19 protein-coding genes are annotated in these 26490 nt (G+C 64.0%); 10 read left to right on the top strand and 9 right to left on the bottom strand.

The window, feature by feature from the left end; all coding sequences use genetic code 11:
• Window position 1: 1 nt before the first annotated feature.
• The 8 genes from ACYVHK_RS24415 to ACYVHK_RS24380 all read right to left on the bottom strand — a co-directional run bounded on the left by ACYVHK_RS24415 (window position 2) and on the right by ACYVHK_RS24380 (window position 9673).
• On the bottom strand, window positions 2–886 hold the full coding sequence (locus ACYVHK_RS24415) for a carbohydrate ABC transporter permease (RefSeq protein ID WP_460537639.1): 885 nt from the start codon (window positions 884–886) through the stop codon (window positions 2–4).
• A 72-nt stretch (window positions 887–958) separates the two neighbouring features.
• Window positions 959–2221 (bottom strand): extracellular solute-binding protein, encoded by a 1263-nt coding sequence (locus tag ACYVHK_RS24410; protein WP_460537637.1) that lies wholly within the window; start codon window positions 2219–2221, stop codon window positions 959–961.
• A 166-nt stretch (window positions 2222–2387) separates the two neighbouring features.
• Complete coding sequence (locus tag ACYVHK_RS24405; protein ID WP_460537635.1) at window positions 2388–3386, bottom strand: SIS domain-containing protein; 999 nt, start codon at window positions 3384–3386, stop codon at window positions 2388–2390.
• 20 nt (window positions 3387–3406) lie between these two features.
• Window positions 3407–4516: an N-acetylglucosamine-6-phosphate deacetylase gene (nagA, locus tag ACYVHK_RS24400; RefSeq protein ID WP_460537633.1), complete on the bottom strand. Its 1110-nt coding sequence runs from the start codon at window positions 4514–4516 to the stop codon at window positions 3407–3409.
• 14 nt (window positions 4517–4530) lie between these two features.
• A complete protein-coding gene (locus ACYVHK_RS24395; RefSeq protein ID WP_460537631.1) occupies window positions 4531–5277 on the bottom strand; it encodes a GntR family transcriptional regulator in 747 nt (248 codons plus the stop codon).
• Window positions 5270–6139, bottom strand: coding sequence for a glucosamine kinase nucleotide-binding domain-containing protein (locus ACYVHK_RS24390; protein WP_460537629.1), 870 nt, complete (start codon window positions 6137–6139; stop codon window positions 5270–5272). The genes ACYVHK_RS24395 and ACYVHK_RS24390 overlap by 8 nt, the downstream gene beginning before the upstream one ends.
• A 666-nt stretch (window positions 6140–6805) precedes the next feature.
• On the bottom strand, window positions 6806–7276 hold the full coding sequence (locus tag ACYVHK_RS24385) for a DUF1854 domain-containing protein (RefSeq protein ID WP_460537627.1): 471 nt from the start codon (window positions 7274–7276) through the stop codon (window positions 6806–6808).
• Window positions 7277–7288: 12 nt separating this feature from the next.
• Window positions 7289–9673 carry a cyanophycin metabolism-associated ABC transporter gene (locus ACYVHK_RS24380; RefSeq protein ID WP_460537625.1) on the bottom strand — a complete coding sequence of 795 codons (2385 nt, stop codon included), beginning with the start codon at window positions 9671–9673 and terminating at the stop codon, window positions 7289–7291.
• A 177-nt stretch (window positions 9674–9850) separates the two neighbouring features.
• Between ACYVHK_RS24380 and ACYVHK_RS24375 the strand changes: the two genes are divergently transcribed.
• The 5 genes from ACYVHK_RS24375 (at window position 9851) to ACYVHK_RS24355 (ending at window position 18202) form a co-directional block, all read left to right on the top strand.
• Window positions 9851–12001: a cyanophycin synthetase gene (locus ACYVHK_RS24375; RefSeq protein WP_460537623.1), complete on the top strand. Its 2151-nt coding sequence runs from the start codon at window positions 9851–9853 to the stop codon at window positions 11999–12001.
• A 139-nt stretch (window positions 12002–12140) separates the two neighbouring features.
• Complete coding sequence (gene cphA, locus ACYVHK_RS24370) at window positions 12141–14711, top strand: cyanophycin synthetase (RefSeq protein ID WP_460537621.1); 2571 nt, start codon at window positions 12141–12143, stop codon at window positions 14709–14711.
• A gap of 108 nt (window positions 14712–14819) precedes the next feature.
• Window positions 14820–15341 (top strand): NUDIX hydrolase, encoded by a 522-nt coding sequence (locus ACYVHK_RS24365; protein ID WP_460537619.1) that lies wholly within the window; start codon window positions 14820–14822, stop codon window positions 15339–15341.
• Window positions 15334–16404, top strand: coding sequence for an MnmA/TRMU family protein (mnmA, locus tag ACYVHK_RS24360; RefSeq protein ID WP_460537617.1), 1071 nt, complete (start codon window positions 15334–15336; stop codon window positions 16402–16404). The genes ACYVHK_RS24365 and mnmA overlap by 8 nt, the downstream gene beginning before the upstream one ends.
• 184 nt (window positions 16405–16588) lie before the next feature.
• Window positions 16589–18202 (top strand): methyl-accepting chemotaxis protein, encoded by a 1614-nt coding sequence (locus ACYVHK_RS24355; protein WP_460537615.1) that lies wholly within the window; start codon window positions 16589–16591, stop codon window positions 18200–18202.
• Window positions 18203–18445: 243 nt separating this feature from the next.
• On the opposite strand, the gene ACYVHK_RS24350 is transcribed toward ACYVHK_RS24355, so the two are convergent.
• Window positions 18446–18877 (bottom strand): acyl-CoA thioesterase, encoded by a 432-nt coding sequence (locus ACYVHK_RS24350; protein WP_460537613.1) that lies wholly within the window; start codon window positions 18875–18877, stop codon window positions 18446–18448.
• 173 nt (window positions 18878–19050) lie between these two features.
• On the opposite strand from ACYVHK_RS24350, the gene ACYVHK_RS24345 reads away from it, so the two are divergent.
• The 5 genes from ACYVHK_RS24345 (at window position 19051) to ypfJ (ending at window position 26484) form a co-directional block, all read left to right on the top strand.
• Window positions 19051–21174: an AsmA family protein gene (locus ACYVHK_RS24345; RefSeq protein WP_460537611.1), complete on the top strand. Its 2124-nt coding sequence runs from the start codon at window positions 19051–19053 to the stop codon at window positions 21172–21174.
• A 149-nt stretch (window positions 21175–21323) separates the two neighbouring features.
• Window positions 21324–22853 carry a histidine ammonia-lyase gene (gene hutH / locus ACYVHK_RS24340; protein ID WP_460537609.1) on the top strand — a complete coding sequence of 510 codons (1530 nt, stop codon included), beginning with the start codon at window positions 21324–21326 and terminating at the stop codon, window positions 22851–22853.
• 5 nt (window positions 22854–22858) lie between these two features.
• The gene (hutC, locus tag ACYVHK_RS24335) at window positions 22859–23557 is read left to right on the top strand and encodes a GntR family transcriptional regulator (RefSeq protein ID WP_460537607.1); all 699 of its coding nucleotides are present in this window, start codon (window positions 22859–22861) and stop codon (window positions 23555–23557) included.
• A 209-nt stretch (window positions 23558–23766) separates the two neighbouring features.
• On the top strand, window positions 23767–25443 hold the full coding sequence (gene hutU / locus ACYVHK_RS24330) for a urocanate hydratase (protein ID WP_460537605.1): 1677 nt from the start codon (window positions 23767–23769) through the stop codon (window positions 25441–25443).
• A gap of 168 nt (window positions 25444–25611) precedes the next feature.
• Window positions 25612–26484, top strand: coding sequence for a neutral zinc metallopeptidase (ypfJ, locus tag ACYVHK_RS24325; RefSeq protein ID WP_460537603.1), 873 nt, complete (start codon window positions 25612–25614; stop codon window positions 26482–26484).
• Window positions 26485–26490: the final 6 nt, after the last annotated feature.

Raw genomic sequence — 26490 nt, 5'->3', positions numbered from 1 at the left:
CTTATCGGTTCTTGGGCTGCAGGTAGCGGAAGTTGAGCCAGGCGAGGGCGATGCAGACCGCCGACATGACGAGGCTGGCGGCCAGTGCGCGGCCGAACTTGAGTTCCTGGATGCCGAACTTGTAGGCATAGAACAGCACGGTATAGGTCGACTGCGAAGGGCCGCCGTCGGTCATGATCTGGACTTCCTCGAAGGCCTTGACCGCCGCCAGCATGGACATCAGCGAGCACAGCAGGATGGTGGGCGACAACAGCGGCACGGTGATGCGCCAGAAGCGCTGCCAGGCGTTGGCGCCATCCAGCAGGGCGGCTTCGTAGACGTCGGCCGGGATGGACTGCAGGCCGGCGAGGTAGAGCACCATGTACCAGCCGAGGCCGCGCCAGACGGTGACGAACATCACGGCGAACAGGGCGATGCGATCGTCGGTCAGGATACCGATGGGCTGGTCGATCAGGTGCAGGAACTGCAGCGTGTGGTTGAGCGCGACGGTCAGGGCGCCACCGTCGGCGCTGTACATGAAGTTCCAGATGATGCCGACCACGGAGACGGCGGTGACCACGGGCACGTAGTAGGCGGCACGGAAAAACTTGATGCCGGGCAACTGGTTGTTGACCAGCACGGCCAGCACGATGGCCAGTACCTGGATGACGGGCACCACCAGCAAATAGAGGGCGGAGTTCTTCAGGGAGACCAGGAACAGCTCTTCGCTGAACAGGTCGCGGAAGTTCTCGAGGCCTATCCATTGCGGGGCATCGATCAGGTTGTACTTGGTAAAGGCGATATAGGAGCCAAAGCCGACCGGCCAGAACGAGAACACCAGCAGCAGCGCGAGGGCGGGTGCCAGGAACAGGTAGGCGGTCAGTGTGCTGCTGCGGGCGTGGGCCACGTCTATCTCACTGGTTCGGTTGAGGCGGTGGTGCTGGGTGCACCGGTCATCTTGTTGCTGTTGCAGCGGGGCTTATCCGCCCAGTTTCTTGTTCCAGAAGGCAACGGCCTCATCCAGGGCCTGCTTGGTGTCCTTGCGGCCGGTGACCGCCTGCTCGACCGCGGAGGAGAGCTTGGTCGACAACAGCTCGGAATCCTTAACGCCGGACAGGTAGATGGTGCGGACGTATTCCAGGTTCTGGACGGCAGCGATCACGCCCTTTTCGGCCGCCCCTGCATTGGCAGGTACGGCATGGAAGTAGGGGTGGGCTGCGGTGACGCGGTTGGTCGGCAGCGTGCCGGCCAGTTTGGCGAAGGCCAGCTGGTTCTCGGCATTGGTCAGGTACTGGGCCAGCTTGGCGATCTCGGGCAGGAGCTTGGGGTCGACGTTCTTGGGCACGACATAGGTGAACTGCCAGCCGCCTGCGGCAATCTTGCTGGGGCTCAGCGGCACCGGGGCCACGCCGGTGACCTTGTAGACCTCGGGTGCATCATCGCGGACCCGCCCCAGTGCTGCGGGGACGGTGACCAGCATGGCCATCCGGCCGCTGTTGTAGGCAGCCATGGACAACTGGAAGTTGTCCTGGGCGAACAGGCCGTCCTTGAGCAGGGCGCCGCTGCGATAGGCCAGGGCCAGCTTGTTGACCAGGGCGATATGGGCGGGCGAGTTGAAGACGGCGCGACCATTGCGGATCACGTCCAGCCCTTCCTGGCTCATCAGGCCCTCGAGCTTGGTGGGGCCGAGGGTGGGGGCGAAGCCGGCGACGCCGGTTTTGGCCTTGATGATGCCGGCCAGCCGTAGCTGTTCGTCCAGCGAGGTGGGCGGTTTCTCGGGATCGAGCCCGGCCTGCTTGAACAGCTGGGTGTTGTAGGCGATGACGTTGGCGCCGTTATAGAACGGGACCGCCCAGGTCTTGCCTTCAAAGGTGACGTCCTGCACGGCGCCGGCCATGTACTGGTTGCGATCGACCAGCTTGTCGACCGGCTGAATCAGCCCGTTGAGGTGGTATTCATAGGCCCAGGGCACATCCATGTTGGCGAGGGCGGGTGGGCGGCCAGCGGCAATGGCGGCGGTGAACTTGGGTCGGATAACGTTCCAGGGATAGTCGATCCAGACCACTTCCACATTGGGGTTGGCTGCGTTGTAACGAGCGACCAGGGATTTGAAGTATGGGTCGAACTTGGGCGCCAGGCTCTGCGTCCAGAATTCGAGGCGCGGCTTGTCAGCCATGGCCCTGTCGCTCAGGGCAAGGCCGGCCAGCAGCATCAGCGCTTGCGTAATGTGTCTCCACTGCATGATTCGTAAGCCCCGTAGTACTTCGTCTTCAGCCGGGTGCGAGCCATGCCGCACCACCCACTCCTGCACCATGGCTCATAGGCCCGGTGTCAATTTGATACTCACCCTTGCCGTTTTCGTTGGGCGACAAAGGTCGTTGCTGCGGTGCTACCTGTTTGCTGCGGCCTCAACGGGTTAGCGTGACCTTGTTGAGGTGTCGTGGTTGGTCCGGGTCGAAACCGCGGGCGCGGGCCAGGGCTTCGATCATGGGGTAGAAGGCCGCGACCGCGGCGATCGGGTCCAGTTCGGGTACCGGGCCCAGCGGGAGGGTCAGTTCGCGTTCGGCGATGTCGGCCGGGGCGGCGAGCAGGACCTTGGCGCCACGACCGCGCATTTCTTCGGCCAGCTTGATCAGGCCCGACTGGGCTGCGCCACGCGGGGCGAAGATCAGCAGGGGGTAGCCTTCGTCGATCAGGGCCATCGGGCCGTGCTTGATCTCGGCGCCGGAGAAGGCCTCGGCCTGGATGGCAGCGGTTTCCTTGCACTTTAGCGCGGCCTCCATGGCGACCGGCAGGGTCAGCCCCCGGCCGACGACCATGATGCGATCGGCGTCCTTGAGTGCTTCCACGCCACGGCTCCAGTCGGCTTCCTGCGCCAGGGCCAGGGCGTCCGGCAGGGCGGCCAGGCCGTTGAGCAGGGTGGCGTCGTCGGCCCAGTGGGCCACCAGGCGGGCACCGGCACCGAGGCTGGCGATATAGCTCTTGGTGGCGGCGACGGCGTATTCCGGGCCGGCTTCCAGCGGCAGGGTCCATTCGGCTGCCTCGCCCAGCGGGGAGGCCGGGTCGTTCACCAGCGCGACGGTCTGGGCGCGGCCTTCACGGAAGCGGCGGATCGGTTCGACCACGTCCGGGCTGCGACCCGATTGCGAGATGGCGACCGCTACCGTGCCGGCGACGTCCAGCGGGGCGTCGTACATGGTGACCAGCGACATCGGCAGCGACAGCGACAGGCGACCCAGGCGCAACATGGTCAGATAGCTCAGATAGGCCGAGGCGTGGTCCGAACTCCCGCGGGCCACGGTCACCAGCGCGTGCGGGTCGGTGTGGCGCAGGCGTGCGCCGAGTTCCGCATAGCGTGCGTCCTGTTTTTCTGCCTGGCGGGCGATGGCCTCGGGGCCTTCGCGCATCTCTTTCCACATGCAAGTTGTCACTGCTGCTCTCCGGGAATCAGCTCGCCTTCGACATAGACGGCCTTCAATTTCAGGTTGCGGTCGAACACCACGATGTCGGCGTAGGCGCCGACCTTGAGCTGGCCTCGATCGACCAGGCCCAGCATCTCGGCCTGGAAGGTCGAAAGCCGGCGGGCGGCGTCGTCGAGGTCCAGGCCCAGGCTCACCAGGTTGCGCAGAGCTTCGTCCAGCGTCAGGGTGGAGCCGGCGAGGGTGCCGTCGGGCAGGCGTACACCGCCCATGCACTTGGTCACGGTATGGCGGCCCAGCTTGTAGTTGCCGTCCGGCATGCCGGCGGCTGCGGTGGAGTCGGTCACGCAATAGAGCTTGGGGATCGCACGCAGGGCGGTCTTGATTGCGCCTGGATGCACGTGCAGCAGATCGGGGATCAGTTCGGCGTACTCGGCGTGAGCCAGGGCGGCACCGACCATGCCGGGTTCGCGGTGGTGCAGGCCGGTCATGGCATTGAACAGGTGGGTGAAGCTGGTGGCACCGTGCTTGAGCGCCTCGACGCCGTCCTCATAGCTGCCCAGGGTATGGCCGAGCTGGACGCGGATGCCACGGGAAACCAGGTCGCTGATCAGCTCCATATGGCCCTGCACTTCCGGGGCCAGCGTCAGTACCTTGAGCGGGGCTAGCTCGTTGAAGCCAGAGATTTCGTTCAGTACGCCGTCACGGGCGAAGTTGGGCTGGGCGCCCAGCTTACCGGGATTGATGTAGGGGCCTTCCAGGTGCACGCCGAGTACCCGCGAGCCACCGGCCGTGCGCTGTGCCACCACGCGTTGCACGCCGCCGAGGGCATGCTCGATCTCGCGCTTGGGCGCGGTCATGGTGGTGGCCAGAAGGCTGGTAGTGCCGTGCCGGGCGTGCGTGCGGGTGATGACGTCGAGTGCATCGCCACCCTCCATCACGTCCCGTCCGCCGCCGCCATGCACATGCAGGTCGATGAAGCCGGGCAACAAGATATCGTCGGCATTGCTGGCCGGATCGAGCGGGTCGCCCAGGATGGCGGTCACGCGGCTATTGAACTGCAGTGAGCCGTGTTGCCAGCCATCAGGAGTGAGGATATTGCCTGTAAGGGTCTGCATTGCGTTCGGTTCGCTTATCGGCGCAGCTCTGCGACAAAGTCGTAGTAGTCGTTGCGGCAGTAGGAATAGGTCAGTTCCACCGGTAGGCCGCTATCGAGATAGCCGATCCGGGTGATCATCAGCATGGCGCTGCCCGAGGGGATGCCGGCCAGCTGGGCGATCTCGTCGGTGGCGTTGACGGCCTTGATGTGCTGCAGCGCGCGGGTCACCGGGGTGCCGTGGCCATCGAGGTAGGCGTAGAGCGAGTCGGCCACCGAGCCGGGGTCGGACAGATAACGGCTGGGCAGGGTCGAGGTTTCGACGGCCATCACCGTGTCGTCCGCCATCCGCAGGCGCTTGAGGCGGGCCACCGTGGCGGCCGGCGAGAGTCCAAGCCGCAGAACTTCTTCCTGGCTGGCAATGCCGATCTCGCGGCTGAGCCAGCGCGAGGCAGGAGCGAAGCCGCGGCTGCGGATTTCTTCCGAAAAGCTGGTCAGGCGCGACAGGGGTTGCACCAGTCGCGGGGCGATATAGGTGCCGGAGCCTTGCCGACGGACGATCAGGCCCTGCTCGAACAGGATGTCCATGGACTTGCGGGCGGTGACGCGGGAGATTTCCAGCATGTCACACAGCACGCGTTCGCTGGGCAGGGCCTCGTCGGCTTGCCACAGGCCGGTGGAGATGGCGTTGGACAGCTTGTTGGCGACCTGCAGGTAGAGCGGTGTGCTGCTGTCTGCGTCGGGCTTGAGTGCGAGCAGCGCGTTTTCGCGTGCCTTATCCATGTAAGCGACCCCGTATCAGATGCAGCGCGCCCGAGGCGGAATCGCCCAGTGAGGGGCGCGCGCGGTTGAGTAGCGCCGCTGGCAGCCAGGTCCGAAGGGCTTCGGCCAGACCGCCGCACAGCGCGAGAGGCAAGGTGTGCTGGGGATCGAGCGCATCAGCGATGGCGGCAATCTCCACACCTGCTTGGGTCAGAATGGTATCAGCCACCGTATCTTGCGCGGCGGTTTGTATTACCAGTGGTGTGAGTTGTGCGTAAGTGGTCTGGGTTGCCTGTCCTAACCAGGTAAAGGCGGCATCCACGCTCTGGCCGAAATGGGCAATGACGGCATCGGCCAGCGCACCGCGCGGGGCCCGGCCGTCGAAGGCTTTCTGGGCAACCTGGGCGGCCTTCATGCCGATCCAGGCGCCGCTGCCTTCATCGCCGCTCGGGAAGCCCCAGCCAGAGGCGGTGCGCTTGTCGGCACCACCGAACCAGGCTTCGCCGATGGTGCCGGTGCCGACCGCAACGATGGCGCCGGGTTGGCCGGCATGGGCACCGAGCAGGGTGGTGAAACCGTCGGTATCGAGGGCGATGCGGCCGAAGCCAGGGGCGGCGTCCAGAAAGGCTTGCGCCCAAGTGGCATTGTGCACGCCAGCCAGGCCGAGACCGATGGCGCAGTTGATGGGGCTGAAGGTCAGGCCCAGCTCGGCGAAGGCGCTGCCGGTCGTCGTCTGGATGGCCTGCCAGGCCGGGGTGATGCCCAGCCCCAGGCCGGATGGACCGCCCTGGGTGCGCATGAGTTCTCGACCGTCGCGATCAGCCACGACTACCCGGGTGCCGGTGCCGCCGCCATCCACGCCAATCAGATAATCAATGGACATCCTGGTCTTGCTCCCTGGAGGCCGTGTCTGTGCCGGCCCTTGTTGAACTGGTTTGATACCAATTGAATACAAGATCAATTCAATACCACTGCGTGGGTCATGTCAACGAATGGGCGCGGATTTGCGCAAATGTGGCTGAGGTGACACACAAAAGACACAAATGGTCTGCGGGTGGGGTGGTCAGTGGTATTGAACCAGGTGTCGCTGAAACGCTGCAGGAAGCTGGTGTGGCGGGCTTTGAATGCGGTTTTGGCGCGTGTTGCGTGGTGAAACGTAGTGGTTTGTAGTTTTGCGGGGAACGACGAGGACAGGGCGCGCTTTAGCGAGGTTGGGCATGGCAAGTGGTTGCCAAGGTGGTTTTATCGAGCTTGCCGTGAAGAATGTGGGCGATGGTAGCTATATGTGGTGGCAGTGCCTGGTGGAAGGCGCCTTCGGCTTTTCCACCCTACGGACGACGCGCTGCCGATCAGTGCGCCATGTGGAGCAAATGACCGGAACGTAATAGCTACCGCTGACGAGCGTCAGCGAGGTTCCCCTGCGGCGGCAGGGGCGGAGGGGAGGGATTGAATTAAGCGAAAAGCCCGCGTCCGAATCGATTGCTGGTCAGCACCCGGCTATGCCGGGTGAAGCACCGAGCGTTCAGTCTGCTCCACCCGCATTCCGTGTTCAAAGGAACCGATCCAGCAACTTCCTGCTATGACGATCCAGCGAGTAGAGATCGCGGATCAGGAACTGGATGCCGTGGCTGTCGGCAATCAGCAGCAGGCCGTCCTTGATGCGGCGGATGTCTTCTTCACCGCGCAGGATGAACTGGGTCTCGCCGCGGTCGGTGTCGACCGTCCAGGTGCTGGGCGTGGCGTAGGTTGAAACGGATTTGAGCTGACGGATTTCCGGCATGAACTCGCGCTGCTGCAGCGCCGCTTCGATCAGCGTGCGCTGCGCGGCCGGCAACTGGTCCAGGCGGCTGATCCAGATCAGTTCATGGCCGTCGCGGTCCAGCAGCGACAGGCCGTCCTCGGGTGCGGCGATTGGGAAGGCGCGGACAGGCGTGACGTCGATGTGACGGGTGCCGTCGGGCGTGGTCAGGACCAGGTGGCCGTAGCTGTCGATGGCCAGATCGAATATGGGCTGGGTCATGGCGCGGTCTCCTTATTCTTCGCTGTCTTCGAGCACGGCTTCGGCGTGGCGGGCCTGCGCCTCATGTAGGCGCCAGTAGGCGCCCTGTTGGGCCAGCAGGGTGTCGTGGTCACCGACCTCGACGATCTGGCCGCGATCCATGACCACCAGCCGGTCGGCTAGCCGCAGCGTTGAGAGACGGTGGGCGATGGCGATGGTGGTGCGGCCTTGCACCAGGTTGTCCAGCGCCTTCTGGATTTCCTTCTCGGTTTCGGTATCGACCGAGGCGGTGGCCTCGTCGAGGATCAGGATGCGTGGGTTGATCAGCAGGGCGCGGGCGATGGAGATGCGCTGCCGCTCGCCGCCGGACAGGCCCTGGCCGCGTTCGCCAACCAGCGAGTCGTAGCCCTGCGGCAGGCGCAGGATGAACTCATGGGCGTGGGCGGCGCGGGCGGCGGCCATGATTTCCTCGCGGCTGGCTTCCGGTTTGCCGTAGGCGATGTTCTCGGCAATCGTGCCGAAGAACAGGAAGGGTTCCTGCAGGACCAGACCGATGTGGCGGCGGAAGTCAGTGACTGCCATCTGCCGGATATCGATGCCATCCACCTTGATGGCGCCTTCACCAACATCGTAGAAACGGCAGATCAGGTTGACCAGGGTGCTCTTGCCCGAGCCGCTGTGGCCGACCAGGCCGATCATCTCGCCGGGCTTGATGTCGAGGTTGAGGTTGCGGATCACGGCGCGGTTGCCGTAACGGAAGCCGACGTCGCGGAGGTTGATCTCGCCGCTGACCTGCGGGACCGGCACCGGATTGGCGGGTTCCGGTACGTTGGAAACATGGTCGAGGATGTCGAAAATGCGCTTGGCGCCGGCGGCGGCCTTCTGCGTGACCGAGACGATGCGGCTCATGGAATCCAGCCGGCCGTAGAAGCGGCCGATATAGGCCAGGAAGGCGGTCAGCGTACCGACCGTGGTTTCCTGATGGGCGATCAGCCAGATGCCGAAGCCCCATACCACAAGGAGGCCGACATCGGTCAGCAGCGAGACGGTGGGCGAGAACAGCGACCAGACCTTGTTGAGGCGATCATTGATGGCCAGGTTGTGCTTGTTGGCGTCGAGGAAGCGACGGGTTTCGCGCTTTTCCTGGGCGAAGGCCTTCACCACGCGGATGCCGGGGATGGTGTCGGCCAGGACGTTGGTGACTTCCCCCCAGACCCGGTCGATCTTCTCGAAGCCGGTGCGCAGGCGGTCGCGTACCAGATGGATCATCCAGGCAATGAAGGGCAGCGGCAGCAGGGTGGCCAGGGCCAGCCAGGGGTTGATGCTGAACAGGATAATGGCCGTCATGACCAGCATCAGCACATCGGTGATGAAATCGAGCGCGTGCAGCGACAAGAAGACGCTGATGCGGTCCGATTCCGAGCCGATGCGCGACATCAGGTCGCCGCTGCGCTTGCCGCCGAAGTATTCCAGCGACAGTTGCAGGAGGTGTTCATAGGTCGTGGTGCGCAGATCGGCGCTGATGCGTTCGCTAACCAAGGCAAGGATATAGGTCTTTGCCCAGCCCAGGCTCCAGGAGATCAGGGCGGCGCCCAGCATGCCGGCCAGATAGAAGGCAACGGTGGTGGGCTCGATATGGTCGCCGCGCTGGAAGGGGATCAGGACTTCGTCCACCAGCGGCTTGGTCAGGTAGGGCGAGACCAGGGTGGCGGCGGTGGCGCCCAGCATCAGCAGGAAGCCGGTCAACAGCTGGATGCGGTAGGGGCGGGCAAAGCGCCAGAGCCGGAACAGGACCCAGGTCGACGGGGGGGTATGCAGTTCGCGGTCGCAGGCCGGGCAGTCGTCGTCTTCGTTTTCCAGCGGGGCCTTGCAATTGGGACAGCGGATTTCCTCGTGTTCCTGCGGCGCCTGGCCGGTGCGCAGGGTCAGGATTACGGCTTCGAAGCGTTCCAGCAGGCGGATGGCGGCGGGATTCTGGCCCAGCGTATAGCGCCAGCCGGCCAGCCGGCCCTGTGCATCGTAGAGTTCCAATGCGCCGACACCGGCATGGTCGTGGTGCTTGAGGTCCTGCGTGGCGCTCAGTGGCCAGGACTGCCATTGCGTCTGGCCGTGCGGCCGTGCCAGCAGGCGCTGGTCGGTCAGGACCAGCAGGCTGCGACGGAAATGAAGTTGTGCATCGAGGTCAACCTCAAGCCCCGCTAAAACGTTCTCTGCGGGGGTAAGATGAGGGGCAAGCTCGGCGCGCCAGGTGTCGGTTGGCAGGCTGCGGAGAGGATCGATATCTGGGCGGGCTTCGGTGGTCACTTCGGTCGTCGTCGGGGCGGCCGGCAAGCCGCTTGGCGGGCTGTCCGGCCCGGGTTGGGCATGGAGGCGCTGCCTGATGGTCTGGCTGCGTTGCCTGCGTGAAACGCACCGCATGGTTCCGCGGTTGACAGCAGGTGGCTGGCGCAACACGTATTTGTATCAAGCTGCTATGGGGGCTGGTCGTGCAGGTCTATACCAAGTATAACGCGCGGCCTGCGATATGCTTTCCCATCGTCGGCCTTCGAATCTGAAACTGGCATTTTGTATACGATCCAAACCGTTGGGATCAAGATGAAAAAAGACATTACCTTCCTCCGCGTCAACTACCTGCGTGGCCCCAATCTCTGGACCTATCGTCCGGTCATCGAGGCCTGGGTGGATATTGGTGAGCTGGAGGACTTTCCATCCAATACGCTGCCGGGCTTTTACGAGCGGCTCACCGCCTGGTTGCCGGGCCTGGTCGAGCACCGCTGTGGTGTGGGTGAGCGCGGCGGCTTCTTGCTGCGCCTGCGCGAAGGCACCTGGCCTGCGCACATCATGGAACATGTGGCGATTGAGCTGCAGAACATGGCCGGTATCCAGGCCGGGTTTGGTAAGGCGCGCGGTGTGGCTGAGCGTGGTATCTATAAAGTGGCTGTGCGTGCCCGCAATGAACAGGTTGGCCGGGCGGCCATCCATTCGGCGCGTGACCTGATCATGGCGGCCATCAACGACACCGGCTATGACGTGGCGGCGACCGTGGTCCAGTTGCGGGAGCTGGTCGATGACCATCATCTTGGCCCCAGCACCGCCTGTATCGTGGAAGGCGCGACCGAGCGTCGCATCCCGCATATCCGCCTGACCGATGGCAACCTGGTGCAACTGGGCCATGGCCGGGCGCAACGACGCATCTGGACGGCCGAGACCGACCAGACCAGTGCCATTTCCGAGAGCATCTCCAGCGACAAGGACCTGACCAAGCGCATCCTGAGCTCGGTCGGCGTGCCGGTGCCCGAGGGCATCATCGTCGAGAGTGCCGACGAGGCCTGGGAAGCCGCCGAGGATATCGGCCTGCCAGTGGTGGTGAAGCCGACCGATGGTAACCACGGCCGCGGCGTATCGATGGACCTTAAGACCCGTGCGGACGTGCTGGCCGCCTATGAGCTGGCCGAGCGGCACGGTAGCGAGGTCATGGTTGAGCGCTGCATTCCGGGTAATGAACATCGTCTGCTGGTGGTCGGTGGCAAGGTCGTGGCTGCCGCCCGTGGCGAGATTGCCTGGGTGACCGGTGATGGCAAGGCTACGGTCAGCGAGCTGGTGGAGAGCCAGATTAATGCGGATCCGCGCCGCGGTAAGACCGAGGACCATCCGCTCAACTATCTGCAGATTACCGAAGACACCGCCATCCTCAATGACCTGAACCGCCAGGGGTTGACGCCCGCGGCGGTGCCGGAGGCGGGGCGCAAGGTGTTGATCCAGCGTAACGGCAATGTGGCGTTCGACTGTACCGACGATGTCCACCCTCAGGTGGCGGCGGTGGTCAGCCTGGCCGCCCGTATTGTGGGTCTGGATATCGCCGGCGTGGATGTAGTGGCCGAAGATATCGGCAAGCCGCTGGATGTGCAGGGCGGGGCGATCGTGGAAGTGAACGCCGGTCCTGGCCTCTTGATGCACCTGAAGCCGGCCAATGGCCAGGCACGCCCGGTGGGTCGTGCGATCGTCGATCATCTGTTCCCTGATGGACAGTCAGGTCGTATCCCGCTGGTTGGCGTGACCGGTAGCCAGGGTGCTGGTCGGGTGGCGCAACTGGCGGCCAGCCTGCTGCGCATGGCAGGTCGTCATGTCGGCCTGGCCTGCCGTGCCGGTCTCTATCTTGACAAGCGTCGTATCGATGCCAACGACAGCACCCGCTGGGAGGCGGGCCAGCGGCTGTTGATCAATCGTGCGATCGACACTGCAGTGTTCGAGCACACGGCGGAGCGCATTCTGGACGAAGGTCTGCCCTATGACCGTTGTGCAGTCGGCGTGGTGACCGATAGCGAGGGGCTGGCGGCGCTGGCGCCCTGGCATATCGTGGAGCCGGAGCAACTGTTCAAGGTGCTACGTACGCAGATCGACGTGGTGCAGGATGACGGTGCGGCGATCCTGAATGCCGCCGATCCGATGCTGGTGAACATGGCCGAGCTGTGTGACGGCGAGGTGATTTTCTATGCACTGGATGCTGGCTTGGCGGCTTTACAGGCGCATCGCGCCCAGGGTGGCCGTGCGGTGTTCCAGCGCAATCAGGACATCGTGCTGGCGCGTGGCGATCAGGAGCAGGTGATTGCGCCTATGCCGGCGGGCCTGGATGAAATCGACGCCGCGGCAACGCTGGCGGCGGTGGCCGTGACGGTGCAGCAAGGGGCGGTGATCGAGCTGATCGCGGCTGGCCTTGAAGCCGCCTACGCCCTGACGCAATCCTGATCCTGTCTGGCCAGCCTCCCCTTGCGGGTTGGCCGGCAGGTGGGGTCGGCATCGTGCTTATAATGAATCAGTGATGACCGCCGTGTGGCGGAATGATGGAACAGTGGCCGCCTTGCGGCCCCAGCGAAAGACAGCCTAGATGGAAGTATCCCGTATCCGTGCCCTGCGTGGCCCCAATCTGTGGAGCCGCCATACCTCGATCGAGGCGATCGTCACCTGTGTCGGCGACGAGTGCATGATCGACAAGCTTGCGGGCTTCGAGACCCGTTTGCGTGCCCGGTTTCCGGCCTTGTTGCCAATGCGCGCGACGCGCCATGAAGACAGTGTGTCCCTGGCCCATGCGATCGAATTTGCCGCGCTGAGCCTGCAGGAGCAGGCCGGTTGCCCGGTGACGTTCAGCCGTACCACCCAGACGGTTGAGACGGGGGTGTACCAGGTGGTGGTGGAGTACAGCGAGGAGGCGGTAGGCCGTTTGTCGCTGGAACTGGCCGAGGCCCTGGTCCGTGCCGCGCTGGACGATGCGCCGTTCGACCTGACGGCGGCCTTGAAGGCCCTGCATGACCTGGACGAAGACGAGCGGCTTGGGCCAAGTACCGGTTGCATCGTCGATACGGCGGTGGCGCGAGGGATTCCGTTCCGGCGCCTGACCTCGGGCAGCCTGGTGCAGTTTGGCTGGGGTAGCAAGCAGCGGCGTATCCAGGCGGCCGAGATCGACAGTACCAGCGCGATTGCCGAGTCGATCGCGCAGGACAAGGAGCTGACCAAGAAGCTGTTGTTCGCCGCCGGCGTTCCGGTGCCGCAGGGTCGTCCGGTCAAGGATGCTGACGATGCCTGGCTGGCGGCGCAGGAGATCGGCCTCCCGGTGGTGGTCAAGCCGCAGGATGGCAACCAGGGCAAGGGTGTGACGGTGAACATCACTAGCCGCGAGCATCTGGAAATCGCCTTCAAGGCGGCCAGCGAGTTCCGTGACGACGTGATGGTCGAGCGCTACCTTCCGGGTCATGACTTCCGCCTGTTGGTGGTAGGCGACAAGCTGGTGGCGGCGGCTCGCCGTGACCCGCCGCATGTGATCGGTGACGGCGTACATAGCGTGCGCGAGCTGGTGGATGAGGTGAACCGCGACCCACGTCGTGGTGAAGGGCATGCGACCTCGCTGACCAAGATACGCTTTGACGACATTGCCATGGCGCGCCTGGCGCTGCAGGGGCTGAATGCCGACTCGGTGCCGGAAAAGGGTATGCGGGTGGTGTTACGCAACAATGCCAACCTGTCGACCGGTGGTACCGCGACCGACGTGACTGACGATGTCCATCCGGAGATGGCTGCGCGTGCGGTGGATGCGGCCAAGATGGTGGGGCTGGATATCTGTGGCGTCGATGTTGTGTGCGACAGCGTGCTGCGTCCGCTGGAAGACCAGGGCGGCGGCATCGTGGAAGTCAACGCGGCGCCTGGCCTGCGTATGCACCTGTCGCCGTCCTACGGCAAGGGTCGCTCTGTCGGCGAGGCGGTGATGGATACGCTGTACCCGGCTGGCGATGACGGCCGTATACCGGTGGTGGCCGTGACCGGCACCAATGGCAAGACCACGACCGTACGACTGATTTCACACCTGCTGACCCAGACCGGACTGCGGGTGGGTATGACCAATACCGATGGCGTCTATGTCAGCGGCCAGCGCACCGATACCGGTGACTGCAGCGGACCGCGTAGCGCGCGCAATGTGCTGATGCATCCAGATGTCGATGCCGCGGTGTTCGAGACTGCTCGTGGCGGCCTGCTGCGGGAGGGTCTGGCCTTTGACCGTTGCAAGGTGGCGGTGGTAACCAATGTGGGCATGGGTGACCATCTGGGGCTCAACTTCATCACCACGCTGGAAGACCTGGCGGTGCTGAAGCGGGTGATCGTGCAGAACGTGGCACCCGATGGCTATGCGGTACTGAATGCGGCTGATCCGGTGGTGGCGGCGATGGCGGCCAACTGTCCGGGACAGGTGATCTTCTTTGCGGCGGATCCACATCTGCCGGTGATGGCGGCGCAGCGCGCGCAGGGTCGTCGCGTCGTGTTCATCGAAGACGGCGCCATCGTGGCGGCCGAGGGCGAGGTGAAGCAGCGCCTGCCCCTGGCCGGCGTACCGCTGACCCGTAGCGGCACCATCAGCTTCCAGGTCGAGAACGTGATGGCCTCGGTGGCGGCTGCCTGGGCGCTGGGTCTGGATTGGGCCAAGGTGACCGAGGGCCTGCGCAATTTTGTCAGCGATACGGACAACGCGCCGGGTCGCTTCAATGTGTTCGATTACCGTGGCGCGACGCTGATCGCCGACTATGGTCACAATCCTGATGCCATGCTGGCGCTGGTGCGGGCGGTGGAAGCCATGCCGGCGCAGCGTCGTTCTGTGGTGATCAGCGGGGCGGGTGATCGTCGCGACGAGGATATCCGCGAACAGACCCGTATCTTGGGCGGCTCGTTCGACGATGTGTTGCTGTACCAGGATGCCTGCCAGCGTGGCCGCGAGGATGGTGAGGTGATCGCCTTGCTGCGCGAGGGTCTGGTCGGTGCGGTGAAGACCAGCCACGTGGATGAGATCAATGGTGAATTCGTGGCCATCGACAAGGCGCTGGCACGTCTGCAGCCTGGCGACCTGTGCCTGATCCTGGTGGACCAGGTGGAGGAAGCGCTGGCACACATTGCACAGCGGGTTGCCGAAGGCTAGACCACCGAGCCTGGCTGACGGCAAAAACCCGTGCCCGAGGGCGCGGGTTTTTGTTTTTCTGGATAAGTCTTTAAAATATCGGGCTTTTTCCCCATATTAGGTCTGGTGATGTCTGATCCCGTCTGGAAACCCAATACCACGGTCGCCGCCGTCGTCGTGCACGAGGGGCGATTCCTGCTGGTGGAAGAGGAGCGCCCCGAGGGGCGGCGCTTCAACCAGCCGGCCGGGCATCTGGATCACGGCGAGTCGCTGATGGCGGCTTGCCTGCGCGAGACGCGGGAAGAAACGGGGCACACGGTACGATTGACCCACCTGCTGGGTTTGTACCAATGGTCGCCGCCGCGGCAGCCTGAACTGACCTATCTCAGGGTGAGCTACGCCGCCGAGCTGACGGTGTCGGCAGGGTTGCCGGCCGGCGTCACCATATTGAATACCGCCTTTGCTGCCGAACAGGCGGCAGGTGAAGTGACCGCCGCGCTCGACGAGGGCATCGTCCGGGCGGTCTGGTTGACCTATGAAGAAGTGCTGGCTTGCGGTGACCGGCATCGCAGCCCACTGGTTTTGCAATGCATAGACGACTACCTTGCGGGTCGTCGTTTTCCACTCGATCTGATACGCCACTATGAGTAATGCTTCTGAACGTATCGCCGTCGGTTTGTCCGGCGGCGTGGACTCCTCGGTCTCTGCCTGGTTGCTCAAGGAGCAGGGGCTGGACGTGGTTGGCGTATTCATGCAGAACTGGGAAGACGACAACGACGACGAGTTCTGCTCGATCAAGGAAGATTCACGCGACGCGATCGCGGTGGCGGACCTGGTCGGGATCGATATCGAGCTGGTGAATTTTGCCAAGGAGTACAAGGACCGGGTGTTCGCGTATTTCCTCAGTGAGTATCAGGCTGGCCGCACGCCAAACCCGGACGTGCTGTGCAATGCCGAGATCAAGTTCAAGGCCTTCCTCGACTATGCGGTGTCGCTGGGTGCCGAGCGGATCGCGACCGGCCACTATGCGGCAACCGACCTGGATGCCGAGGGGCGTACCCGTTTGTTGCGGGGCAAGGACGAGGGTAAGGACCAGAGCTATTTCCTTTACCGCTTGAGCCAGTACCAGGTTTCGCGGGCGGTGTTTCCGCTTGGCGAGATGCACAAGCCTGAGGTGCGCGAGCTGGCGGCGAAGATCGGCCTGCCCAACCATGCCAAGAAGGATTCGACCGGTATCTGCTTTATTGGCGAGCGGCCGTTCCGGGAGTTCCTGAACCGCTACCTGCCCAAGGTGCCGGGCGTGATGCGTACGCCGGAAGGCCGCGTCATGGGTGAGCACATGGGCCTGATGTACCACACGCTGGGGCAACGCCAGGGCCTGAATATCGGCGGGCCGGGCGAGCCCTGGTATGTGGCGGGCAAGGACATGGACAAGAACGAACTGATCGTGGTGCAAGGCCATGATCATCCGCTGTTGCTCAAGCCCGAACTCCGTGCCGACCAGTTGAGCTGGGTGGCGGACGAAGCGCCGAAGCCGGGCCGTTATACCGCCAAGACCCGTTACCGGCAGCAGGATGCCGACTGCGAGTTGATCGAGGTCAAGGACGGTGTGGCGCTGGTGCGGTTTGATATCCCCCAGTGGGCGGTGACGCCGGGTCAATCTGTCGTGCTGTACGACGGTGCAGCCTGCCTGGGTGGTGGTGTGATCGCCTGATCCCCTTGGGCGTAATCCGGTAGGGCCATGGCAACGCCAGCAGGGGCTGGCGTCGCAGAGTTGCATGCCTGCGTAGCGTCGCTGGCGCTGGACTGGCTTTCTTTGGCGGCTATAGTGTAAAAACTCAGTCGTCGAGCGAGCTGTCGTCAGAGCAGCCAATAGCAACTACAAGAAGGGTTCCACCATGACTATCGGCAAGCGTCTTATGCTTATGTTGGCGCTGGCACTGGCTGCGCTATTGATTGTCGGCGGGGTCGGCATCAGTGCATTTCGGGCGCTTAATACGCAGGTTAAGTCCTTGACGGACAACAGTATTCCCAGTGTTCAGGCGACCAGTGACATTGCCATCGACTATCGCGAGATGCGTGCCCTGCTGCTCTCGCACATGATGGAGCAGGATCTCGACCTGAAGAAGGCCTTCAACCAGAAGGTGGACGAGGCAGTGGCCACGACCAAGAAGGCGGTCGATGGCTACAACAATCTGGTCGACGACGAAACCGATCGCGCCAATTACACCGCGCTGAAGGCGGCGTTTGATACTTACTCAGCCGGCTATGCCGAGGCTTTGGCCAATTCCAATGCCGGCAAGAACGACCAGGCTGTCGCCTCGCTCTACGGCAAGGTGCTGCCCGCTGAGCAGGTGGTGCAAGCAGCGATCGAGAAGGTGGCGGGCTACAACCTGAAGCTGCAGGAGGCCTCTTCCGCCGAGGCGGAAAGTATCTACGAGCGGGCGTTGACGATCTTCGTGGTCGTGATCATCTTGGCTGTGGTGCTGCTCAGTGTGTTCGGCATCATGATCTACAGAGCGGTGACGGGGCCGCTGGCCACCATGGAGCGGACGGTCGAGCGGATCGGTCGTGATCTGGACTTCACCCAGCGGGTGCCGATCAATAGCCGTGACGAGGTGGGTCTGACGGTGGCGGCGTTCAACCGCTTGCTGGATACCTTGCAGAACAGTTTCAAAGACATTGCCGGTGCCGTCAGCGGGGTGAACCGCCAGGCCAACGAGATGGCGGAGGCGGCGCAGCAGATGTCGGCTAGTTCGGCGTCGGCCAGCGAATCGGCGGCGAATATGGCAGCGACGGTGGAAGAAGTGACCGTCAGCATCAACCATGTGGCCGATCGGGCCGGCGAGGCCAACCAGATGTCGCGCCGTTCCGGCGACATGGCTGGTGAGGGCGAGGTGGTGATCCAGGCGACTGTCAGCGAGATCAACGGCATTGCCGACCGGGTGGCCGATGCCTCGCAGCAGATTGACCTCTTGGCGCGCGAGAGTGCCAATATCGGCGCGGTGGTTAGTGTGATCAAGGATGTGGCCGACCAGACTAATCTGCTGGCGCTCAATGCCGCTATCGAGGCGGCGCGTGCTGGTGAGCAGGGGCGAGGCTTTGCAGTGGTGGCCGACGAGGTGCGCAAGCTGGCGGAGCGGACGTCGGTGTCTACCCAGGAGATCAGTGCCCTGATCAGTACCATCCAGCAGGGGGCGGATGCCGCGGTGGCGCGCATGCGCGAGGTCGTGGAGCGGGTGGATTCCGGTGTGCAGAAGGCCAACCAGGCAGGTGGTACGATCGAACAGATCCGCCAGGGTTCTGGCCAGGTGGTCGACATGGTGGAGGATATTAGCCATGCCATCCGTGAGCAGAGCGCGGCCAGTACCAATATTGCCCAACAGGTGGAGCGGATTGCGCAGATGTCGGAAGAGGCCAGTGGTGCAGCGGGCAATACCGCCGATGCGGCCAACCAGTTGCAGCAGTTGGCCAACCAGATGCAGGTGACCGTCTCGCGCTACAGGGTCTAAAGACGACGGGTAATTACAGTGTGCGGCGCGGGCGCCCGGGAGACCCGGGCGCTTGGCATTTGGGAAGCCTGAAACAAACGCGCTCCCTTGATTGAGCCCCTACCCCTCCGCCCCGCCCGCCGGCGGGGACATCGCTGACGCTCGTCAGCACTTTGAGTAAGCAGTTGCCAGGTGCTGGCGTAGGCCCTGACTCGGGTAAGTCTCAGTGTGGGCTTACGTTTTTTCTGACGGTATTAGGCGGTCCTATGCCTTGGGCCAGTGCGGTAGGCGCTCGAACAATTGGCGCAATTCGCCGTCCATGGCGATGGCACTGCCTTGCTTGGCATCGAAGATGACGAAGGTGACATCGGCCTCGGCGACCACGGTGTCGGTGCCCTTGAGCGTCACCAACTGGTGGATGACGGCGCTACGGCTGCCGATCTTCTGCATGGCGGTGGCGATGCTGAGTTCCTCGCCCATCAGGGCGGCGCGGCGGTAGTTGATATTGATGTTGACGATCACGAAGGCCAGGCTGGCCTTGGCAAAGTATTCGATGGAGCCGTAGGTCTCGGTGAAGCCCCAGCGTGCCTCCTCTAGAAACTCGAGGTAGCGTGCATTGTTGACGTGGCCGTACAGGTCGAGGTGATAGCCGCGTACCTTGATATCGGTGATGTGCGGCACTTGCGTGGTGCTCATGCGAGGGGTCTCCGGACGATGGAAGGGGGCTTTGAACGGACCGTAGGGTCGAGAAAAGCACCCTGAAGCCGCCATGTTATCAGGCACCCGGCCGACGGGTACGTGATGCCAATGTTGTAAAAGCGAGTGCTTATGGATTCCAAAGCGCGCTCCCGGCTGGAATAATCGCGACCATGCCTTTGCAACAACTCCCAAAACGTCTGCGCTTCGGTCTTTACGGGCTGCTGACCTTCCTGCTGCCGGTGATCGCGCTGCCCTTGGTCAATCTGAGCGATTGGGCCGGCAAGCTGGCCCAGGACGCCAGCGAGTCGCTCGGCCGCAAGGTGGCGGTCAAAGCACTGCGACTGGCGGTACTGCCGCGCCCCAGCGTCACGCTGGAAGGGCTCACCGTCAGCGAGCCCGATGGTCGCTCCCTGTTTGCCCGCTCCAGCAACGCTCGCTTCTCGCTGGCATGGGGCCCACTGCTGCGCGGCCAGATCGAGCTGGTCGACGCGCGGGTGGAGGGGCTGGCAATGAATGTCTACGTGCTCAAGGACGGCCAGCTCAATGTCGATGACCTGCTGGTACGTCGTCCCAAGTCCAGCCGGATCAGCTGGCGGCCGGAGCGGGTGGACCTGGTGGATGCCGCGCTGACCTGGCGCGATCAGCACGGGCAGGTGATCCGCTATCACGACCTGGACCTGCATGCGCTCGACCCGGAAGGGGACGCCGGCGCAGTGACGATATTGGGCCAGCTCACGGCGCCCGACTGGAGTGGCGCCTTGCGGGTAGAAAGCGGATTGAAGGTGGAACGGCAGCAACTGGGTGCCCGCCTCAAGGATTTCCGGCTTTCGATCAAGGCCGAGACGCCGGAATGGCGCGACGGTAATTTCGAACTGACGGGCGACATGACGGTGGCGGCCCTGCCCTGGCGAGGCAGGCTGGCCCAGGCGACGGCGCGTGCGACGGCCAAGCGTGGTGACCAGCTTTGGCAGACGACCTTGAAGAGCCCGGAGTTCCGGGCTGGCGAGGGGGGGCTGGCAACCGGGCGGGTCGAAGCCGACTTCGGGATCAAGAGCAGCCTGCGCGAGCTGGCGGGACAGATCAGCCTGGCGCGGCTGGCGGCGGATCCGGAAGGGGGGCTGGTGGCGGATGCGGCCCGGCTGCGGTTCAAGCTGATGGATGACAGCCAGAATGCTGTGCTGGATATCGAGAGCCCCTTGCGTATCGATGACTGGCGGCGGGTATCGCTGGAGGGCTTCGCGTTGACGGGCTCCTACAGCAACAAGGCGCTGCCGAGCGGGGCCATCAAGCTGGAGCTGGGCGGCCGGGCGGCGCTGGACCTGGAGCGGGAGCGGTTTGACTGGGATAGCCGCGGTAAGCTGGATGGCGCCGCGGTGGCGGCCCAGCTGTCGCTGGAGAATTTCGTCAGCCCGCGCTATGCCTTCGGGTTGGACTTGGCCAAGCTCGATCTCACCCCCTATCTACCAGCCGTGGACAGCGTGCCGGTACTGGATGCCAAGCAGGCCCTGAACTGGTCCTGGCTGGATGGCTTGTCGGCGCGGGGCGATGTGAAGCTCGGGGAGCTGGACCTGGGGCGCTTCCGGGTGTTCAACCTGTCCACCCATGTGGAGGCCGGCAAGCGGCAGATGCTGCTGGAGCCGCTGGTGGCAGATATCTACGGCGGGCAGCTCAAGGGCCGCATGCTGCTCAATGGCGGCAAGGTGCCGCGGCTGCAAGTGACCCAGACCCTGGCTGGTATGGAAGTCGCGGCGCTGATGTCCGATACCTTCGGCATCGATCGCCTGTCTGGCCGCGGTAACCTGAATGTGGACGTCAATGCGCCGGTGACCAGTATCGACGCTTTCCGGCGCGGCCTGGCCGGACGGGTCGACCTGATGCTGTCGCGCGGCGAGATTGCCGGGCTGGATGTGGGGGATATGTTGCGTGGCTTGCGCAGCAACCTGGCCAAGCTGACCGGCGACCTGGTGAAGGTGGAAACCGGCCGGGGTACACGTTTCTCCGACCTCAGTGCACGCTTTGTACTGAAGGAAGGCGTCGCCGAGAGCCGCGATCTGCAGATAAGGGCGCCGTTCGTGGCGCTGGAGGGCGGCGGGCGCATGGATATCGGCCGGGGTGAGCTCGACTACCTGCTGAATGCGACTGTCCGCGGCGGTAGCGGCGTGCCCGAACTGGATGCGCTGAAGGGCGTGGTGGTGCCTATCCAGATTGCCGGGCCGCTGGCCTCGCCCACCTATCGGGTCGATACGCGGGCCCTGCGGGAGAAATTGAGCGCGCCGGCCAAGACCGGCAAGTAGGTATTTGAGCAAGTAAGGATGGAAGCTGCCAGGTTTTGCCTGGCAGCTTCTTTTATGCTCGGGCTCTTCGCTGTTGCAATGCAACTTGTCTATACAAATAAGCCGCGGTAAGCTGGCGACCATCGATAGACCAGATGACGAGACACCCCATGCAAGCGTTGACCCTCACCCCCGGCAAACTCACCCTCGCCCAGCTGCGCCAGATCATGGCCGGTGGCGTACAGATCACGCTGGACCCGGCCGCGGTGCCGGGCATCGAGGCGGGGAGCCGGGCTGTTGCCGCCATCGTGGCCAAGGGCGCGCCTGCCTACGGCATCAACACGGGCTTTGGCAGGCTGGCATCCACGCATATTCCCAACGACCAGTTGGAACTGCTGCAGAAGAACCTGGTGCTGTCGCACGCTGTTGGCGTGGGTGAGCCGCTGGGGGCGCCGATGGTGCGCTTGCTGCTGACCTTGAAGATTTCCAGCATGGGCCGTGGTTACTCGGGCATCCGGCTCGAGGTGATCGAGGCGCTGCTCAAGCTCTTGAACGCCGACATCCTGCCGCGCATCCCGGCCAAGGGTTCGGTTGGTGCGTCCGGCGACCTGGCGCCGCTGGCCCATATGGCGGCAGCGTTGCTGGGCGTGGGTGAAGTATCGGTGGCAGGGCAGTGGCTGCCGGCGACCGAGGGCCTGGCCCGGGTCGGACTCACGCCGATGACGCTGGGTGCCAAGGAGGGGCTGGCGCTGCTCAACGGCACCCAGGCTTCGACCGCCATTGCGCTGGTCAATATGTTTGCTATCGAGGACCTGTACCAGACGGCCCTGGTGGCGGGTGCACTGAGCGTGGACGCGGCGGCGGGTTCGGTCGTGCCGTTCGACAAGCGCATCCACGAGCTGCGTGGCCACCCTGGCCAGATCGATGCCGCCGCCGCCTACCGGGTGTTGCTCGATGGCTCCGGTATCAATGCCAGCCACAAGGATTGCGACAAGGTGCAGGACCCATACAGCCTGCGTTGCCAGCCCCAGGTCATGGGTGCCTGCCTGGACCAGATGCGGCACGCCGCCGAGGTACTGTTGCGCGAGGCGGATGCGGTGTCGGACAACCCGCTGGTGTTCCCTGATAGCGAGGAAGTACTGTCGGGAGGTAATTTCCATGCCGAGCCGGTCGCCTTTGCCGCCGACAACTTGGCGCTGGCGGTGGCCGAGATCGGTGCGCTGGCCGAGCGGCGGATCGCGCTGCTGATCGACGCGACCCTGTCCGGTCTGCCGCCTTTCCTGGTGCGTGACGGCGGTGTGAACTCCGGCTTCATGATCGCCCATGTGACGGCCGCGGCGCTGGCCAGCGAGAACAAGACGCTAGCCCATCCGGCCAGCGTGGATAGCCTGCCGACCAGTGCCAACCAGGAAGACCATGTCTCCATGGCGACCTTTGCGGCCCGCAAGCTCGGTGACATGGCCGAGAACGTGGCCCATATACTGGCGATCGAGCTGCTGGCTGCGGCTCAGGGGGTGGACCTGCGGGCGCCGCACCAGACCTCGCCGCGCTTGCTGGCCGCGATGGCGCTGATCCGCGGCCAGGTCGAGCACTACCATATCGACCACTATTTCGCGCCGGATATCGAAGTGATCGCCGGCCTGGTTCGTCGTGGTGCGTTCGCGCGCCTGGCCCCCATGCGTTTTGATTCACAAGGCTGAACCTCATGAGCAGCGTGCCGGCCTACCAGGCCATCAAGGATTACATCCTCGCCGAGATCCAGGCCGGTAGCTGGCGGGCGGGCGACCAGGTGCCGAGCGAGAACGAGCTGGTCAAGCGCTTCGGGGTGGCCCGCATGACCGTCAACCGCGCGGTGCGCGAGTTGGCGGCCGAGGGGGTGCTGACCCGCAGCCAGGGGGCCGGCACTTTCGTTGCGGCGACCAAGTACCAGAGCACGCTGGTGGACATCAAGAGCATCGCCGAGGAAATACGCGGCCGTGGTCATGAGCACGCTGCCGAGTTGCTGAAGCTGCAGGCGGTGAAGGCCGATGCGGCCCTGGCGGCCGAGATGGCGGTGACGGCGGGCAGCCAGGTGTTCTACTCGCTCATCCTTCACCGCGAGAACGGCGTACCGATCCAGCTGGAGGAGCGCTGGGCGAACCCGGCGCTGGCGCCGGACTACCTGAAGCAGGACTACAGCGTGGTGACGCCGAACGAGTACCTGACCCACAGTGCTCCCTTGTCGCGGGTTGAGTACCGTATCGAGGCGCGGCGGCCGGAGCGGTCGCAGCGCAGCAAGCTGGAGATGGACAAGGATGAACCCTGCCTGGTGCTGCATCGGCGGACGTTCTCCAACGGTCAGGTGGCGAGTGTCGCCAATCTGTACCACCCGGCGGGCCGTTACCAGTTCAGCGGCCATTTCTAAGAGCCTGCTATGAGCTCAGGTCATGGATTGATGTTGGAGGGTGACGGAGGTGCCAGGGAAACCCCATGCTTTAGACTCCTCCCTGTTTGAGCCCCCATCCGCCCACGTTACCGCTCGTCAATGCTTTGAACTTATAAACCCCGGTGTGGGGCCTAGCCCCCACCCAGTGATACTAACCGGCGGCCGGATGGCCGCGACAGGAGACCGCCATGAGCGACCCCCGCATCGACCCAACCCGCATTATCCGCGCGCCCCGTGGCACTGAGCTCAGTTGCAAGAGCTGGCTGACCGAAGCGGCCTTCCGCATGATCCAGAACAACCTCGATGCCGAGGTGGCGGAGCATCCGCAAGCGCTGGTGGTGTACGGCGGCATCGGCCGGGCGGCGCGGGACTGGGCTTGCTATGACCGTATCCTCGATACCCTCAAGACCCTAAACGACGACGAAACCTTGCTGATCCAGAGCGGCAAGCCGGTCGGGGTGTTCCGCACCCATGCCGATGCGCCGCGGGTGCTGTTGGCCAACTCCAACCTGGTGCCGGCCTGGGCCAACTGGGATCATTTCAACGAGCTCGATCGCAAGGGCCTGATGATGTACGGCCAGATGACGGCCGGCTCCTGGATCTATATCGGCACCCAGGGCATCGTGCAGGGGACCTACGAGACCTTCTATGCGGTAGCCAACCAACACTTCGATGGCGAACCCAAGGGGCGCTGGATACTGACCGGTGGCCTGGGTGGCATGGGTGGGGCACAACCGCTGGCTGCAACCATGGCAGGCTTCAGCATGATCGCGGTGGAGTGCGACGAGACGCGCATCGATTTCCGCCTGCGCACCCGCTATCTTGACCAGAAGGCGCATAACCTGGACGAGGCGCTGGCGATGCTCGAAAGCGCCAAGGCGCAGGGCAAGGCGGTATCGATCGGCCTGCTCGGCAATGCGGCCGATGTGTTCGCCGAATTGGTCCGTCGCCAGATCACCCCGGATGTCGTGACCGATCAGACCAGTGCCCACGACCCGGTGCACGGCTATCTACCGCAGGGCTGGACCGTGGCGCAGTGGCGCGAGGCACAGACGGCGGCGCCGCAGAGCATTGCCCTGCCGGCCAAGCAATCGATGGCGCGGCATGTGGAAGCGATGCTGGCGCTGCAGGCTCGTGGTGCAGCGACGCTCGACTACGGCAACAATATCCGCCAGGTCGCCAAGGACATGGGTGTGGAGAACGCATTCGACTTCCCCGGCTTTGTGCCTGCCTATATCCGGCCGCTGTTCTGCGAGGGCATTGGTCCCTTCCGCTGGGTGGCCTTGTCGGGCGACCCGGAGGACATCTACAAGACCGACGCCAAGGTCAAGGAACTGATTCCGGACGACGCGCACCTGCACAATTGGCTGGATATGGCGCGCGAGCGCATTGCCTTCCAGGGCCTGCCGGCGCGGATCTGCTGGGTGGGGCTGGGAGACCGACACCGCTTGGGGCTGGCCTTCAACGAGATGGTCAAGAATGGCGAGCTGAAGGCGCCGGTGGTGATCGGCCGCGATCACCTCGATTCCGGTTCGGTGGCCTCGCCCAACCGCGAAACCGAAAGCATGAAGGATGGTAGCGATGCGGTATCGGACTGGCCGCTGCTGAACGCCTTGCTCAACACAGCCGGTGGCGCGACCTGGGTGTCGCTGCATCATGGCGGCGGCGTGGGCATGGGTTACTCGCAGCACTCCGGCGTGGTGATCGTCTGCGACGGTAGCGATGCGGCGGCCAAGCGGATCGAACGAGTGCTGTGGAACGACCCGGGTACTGGCGTGATGCGGCATGCGGATGCGGGCTACGAGATCGCCCAGCAGTGCGCGCGTGAGCAGGGGCTCAATTTGCCCATGCAGGAACGTAGCTGAGTAACCCGGGCCTGTCAGCGGGCTTGGGCATCCGGCACGGCCGAATGCCTGGGCAGGGGTGAAATAATCCATGGCAGCCACTAGGCTGATCCGAGGCTGTCCCAACATGGGAACTTGCCCGAAGATGGATGGCCTCAGACCGCCCGGTCTGATCACAAGGAGAACCGCATGCGCCTCGATGATATGGAAGAGAGTGACAACGTCGAGGACGTTGGTGATGGCGGGCGTGGCGGCGGGGGGATTCCGCTTGGCGGTATCGGTATCGTCGGCGTGCTCGCTGCGGCTGGGATCAGCTATTTCTTCAATGTGGACTTCGGTTCTGCGCTGCATCTGGTATCGGGTACCGAGCAGGCCATCCATGCGCCAGCGCCGAGCCATGCCAGCAAGAAGCCTGATCTCAATGATCCCGAGGTCAAGTTTGCCGCCAAGGTCTTGAAGAGCACCGAGAACGTCTGGGGCCAGCTGTTTGCCGAGCAGGGGCTGAGCTATCGCCAGCCCAAGCTGGCCTTGTTCCGTAATGGAGTACGGACCCAGTGTGGTTTTTCCAGTTCGGCCGTCGGGCCGTTCTACTGCGCCGGTGATGAGAAGGTATTCATCGACCTGGGCTTTCTGGACCAGTTGCAGCAACGACTGGAGGCGCAGGGCGAGTTCGCCCGTGCTTACGTGATTGCCCATGAGGTAGGCCACCATGTCTCGCACCTGCTGGGCACGCTGGACAAGGCGCACCAGCAGATGGCCGGCGAGTCGAAGCGTGAGGCCAACCGTGAGTCGGTGAAGCTGGAGTTGCAGGCGGACTGTTTTGCCGGTGTGTGGGGGCACTATGTGGCCCAGCAGAACCGGCTGGCACCCGGTGAGGCGGAACAGGCGCTGAGGGCTGCCCACCAAGTGGGGGACGACACCTTGCAGCAGGCCGCTGGCCGGCAGGTACAACCCGATAGCTTCAACCACGGCAGTGCCGAACAGCGCATGCGCTGGTTCCAGCGCGGCTTTGACAGTGGCCGGATTGCCGCCTGCGATACCTTCGCGGCGGCGCGGCTTTGAGTTTGA

Source organism: Chitinimonas naiadis (assembly GCF_054780835.1).
The sequence above is the reverse complement of the archived record's forward strand: the minus strand, read 5'-3'. Positions and strand labels throughout refer to the sequence as shown.

Coding starts and splice junctions, on each gene's coding strand:
- ACYVHK_RS24410 (WP_460537637.1), bottom strand. CDS start 2,221: ATGCAGTGGAGACACATTACGCAAGCGCTGATGCTGCTGGCCGGCCTT.
- ACYVHK_RS24405 (WP_460537635.1), bottom strand. CDS start 3,386: ATGCGCGAAGGCCCCGAGGCCATCGCCCGCCAGGCAGAAAAACAGGAC.
- nagA (WP_460537633.1), bottom strand. CDS start 4,516: ATGCAGACCCTTACAGGCAATATCCTCACTCCTGATGGCTGGCAACAC.
- ACYVHK_RS24395 (WP_460537631.1), bottom strand. CDS start 5,277: ATGGATAAGGCACGCGAAAACGCGCTGCTCGCACTCAAGCCCGACGCA.
- ACYVHK_RS24390 (WP_460537629.1), bottom strand. CDS start 6,139: ATGTCCATTGATTATCTGATTGGCGTGGATGGCGGCGGCACCGGCACC.
- ACYVHK_RS24385 (WP_460537627.1), bottom strand. CDS start 7,276: ATGACCCAGCCCATATTCGATCTGGCCATCGACAGCTACGGCCACCTG.
- ACYVHK_RS24380 (WP_460537625.1), bottom strand. CDS start 9,673: ATGCGGTGCGTTTCACGCAGGCAACGCAGCCAGACCATCAGGCAGCGC.
- ACYVHK_RS24375 (WP_460537623.1), top strand. CDS start 9,851: ATGAAAAAAGACATTACCTTCCTCCGCGTCAACTACCTGCGTGGCCCC.
- cphA (WP_460537621.1), top strand. CDS start 12,141: ATGGAAGTATCCCGTATCCGTGCCCTGCGTGGCCCCAATCTGTGGAGC.
- ACYVHK_RS24365 (WP_460537619.1), top strand. CDS start 14,820: ATGTCTGATCCCGTCTGGAAACCCAATACCACGGTCGCCGCCGTCGTC.
- mnmA (WP_460537617.1), top strand. CDS start 15,334: ATGAGTAATGCTTCTGAACGTATCGCCGTCGGTTTGTCCGGCGGCGTG.
- ACYVHK_RS24355 (WP_460537615.1), top strand. CDS start 16,589: ATGACTATCGGCAAGCGTCTTATGCTTATGTTGGCGCTGGCACTGGCT.
- ACYVHK_RS24350 (WP_460537613.1), bottom strand. CDS start 18,877: ATGAGCACCACGCAAGTGCCGCACATCACCGATATCAAGGTACGCGGC.
- ACYVHK_RS24345 (WP_460537611.1), top strand. CDS start 19,051: ATGCCTTTGCAACAACTCCCAAAACGTCTGCGCTTCGGTCTTTACGGG.
- hutH (WP_460537609.1), top strand. CDS start 21,324: ATGCAAGCGTTGACCCTCACCCCCGGCAAACTCACCCTCGCCCAGCTG.
- hutC (WP_460537607.1), top strand. CDS start 22,859: ATGAGCAGCGTGCCGGCCTACCAGGCCATCAAGGATTACATCCTCGCC.
- hutU (WP_460537605.1), top strand. CDS start 23,767: ATGAGCGACCCCCGCATCGACCCAACCCGCATTATCCGCGCGCCCCGT.
- ypfJ (WP_460537603.1), top strand. CDS start 25,612: ATGCGCCTCGATGATATGGAAGAGAGTGACAACGTCGAGGACGTTGGT.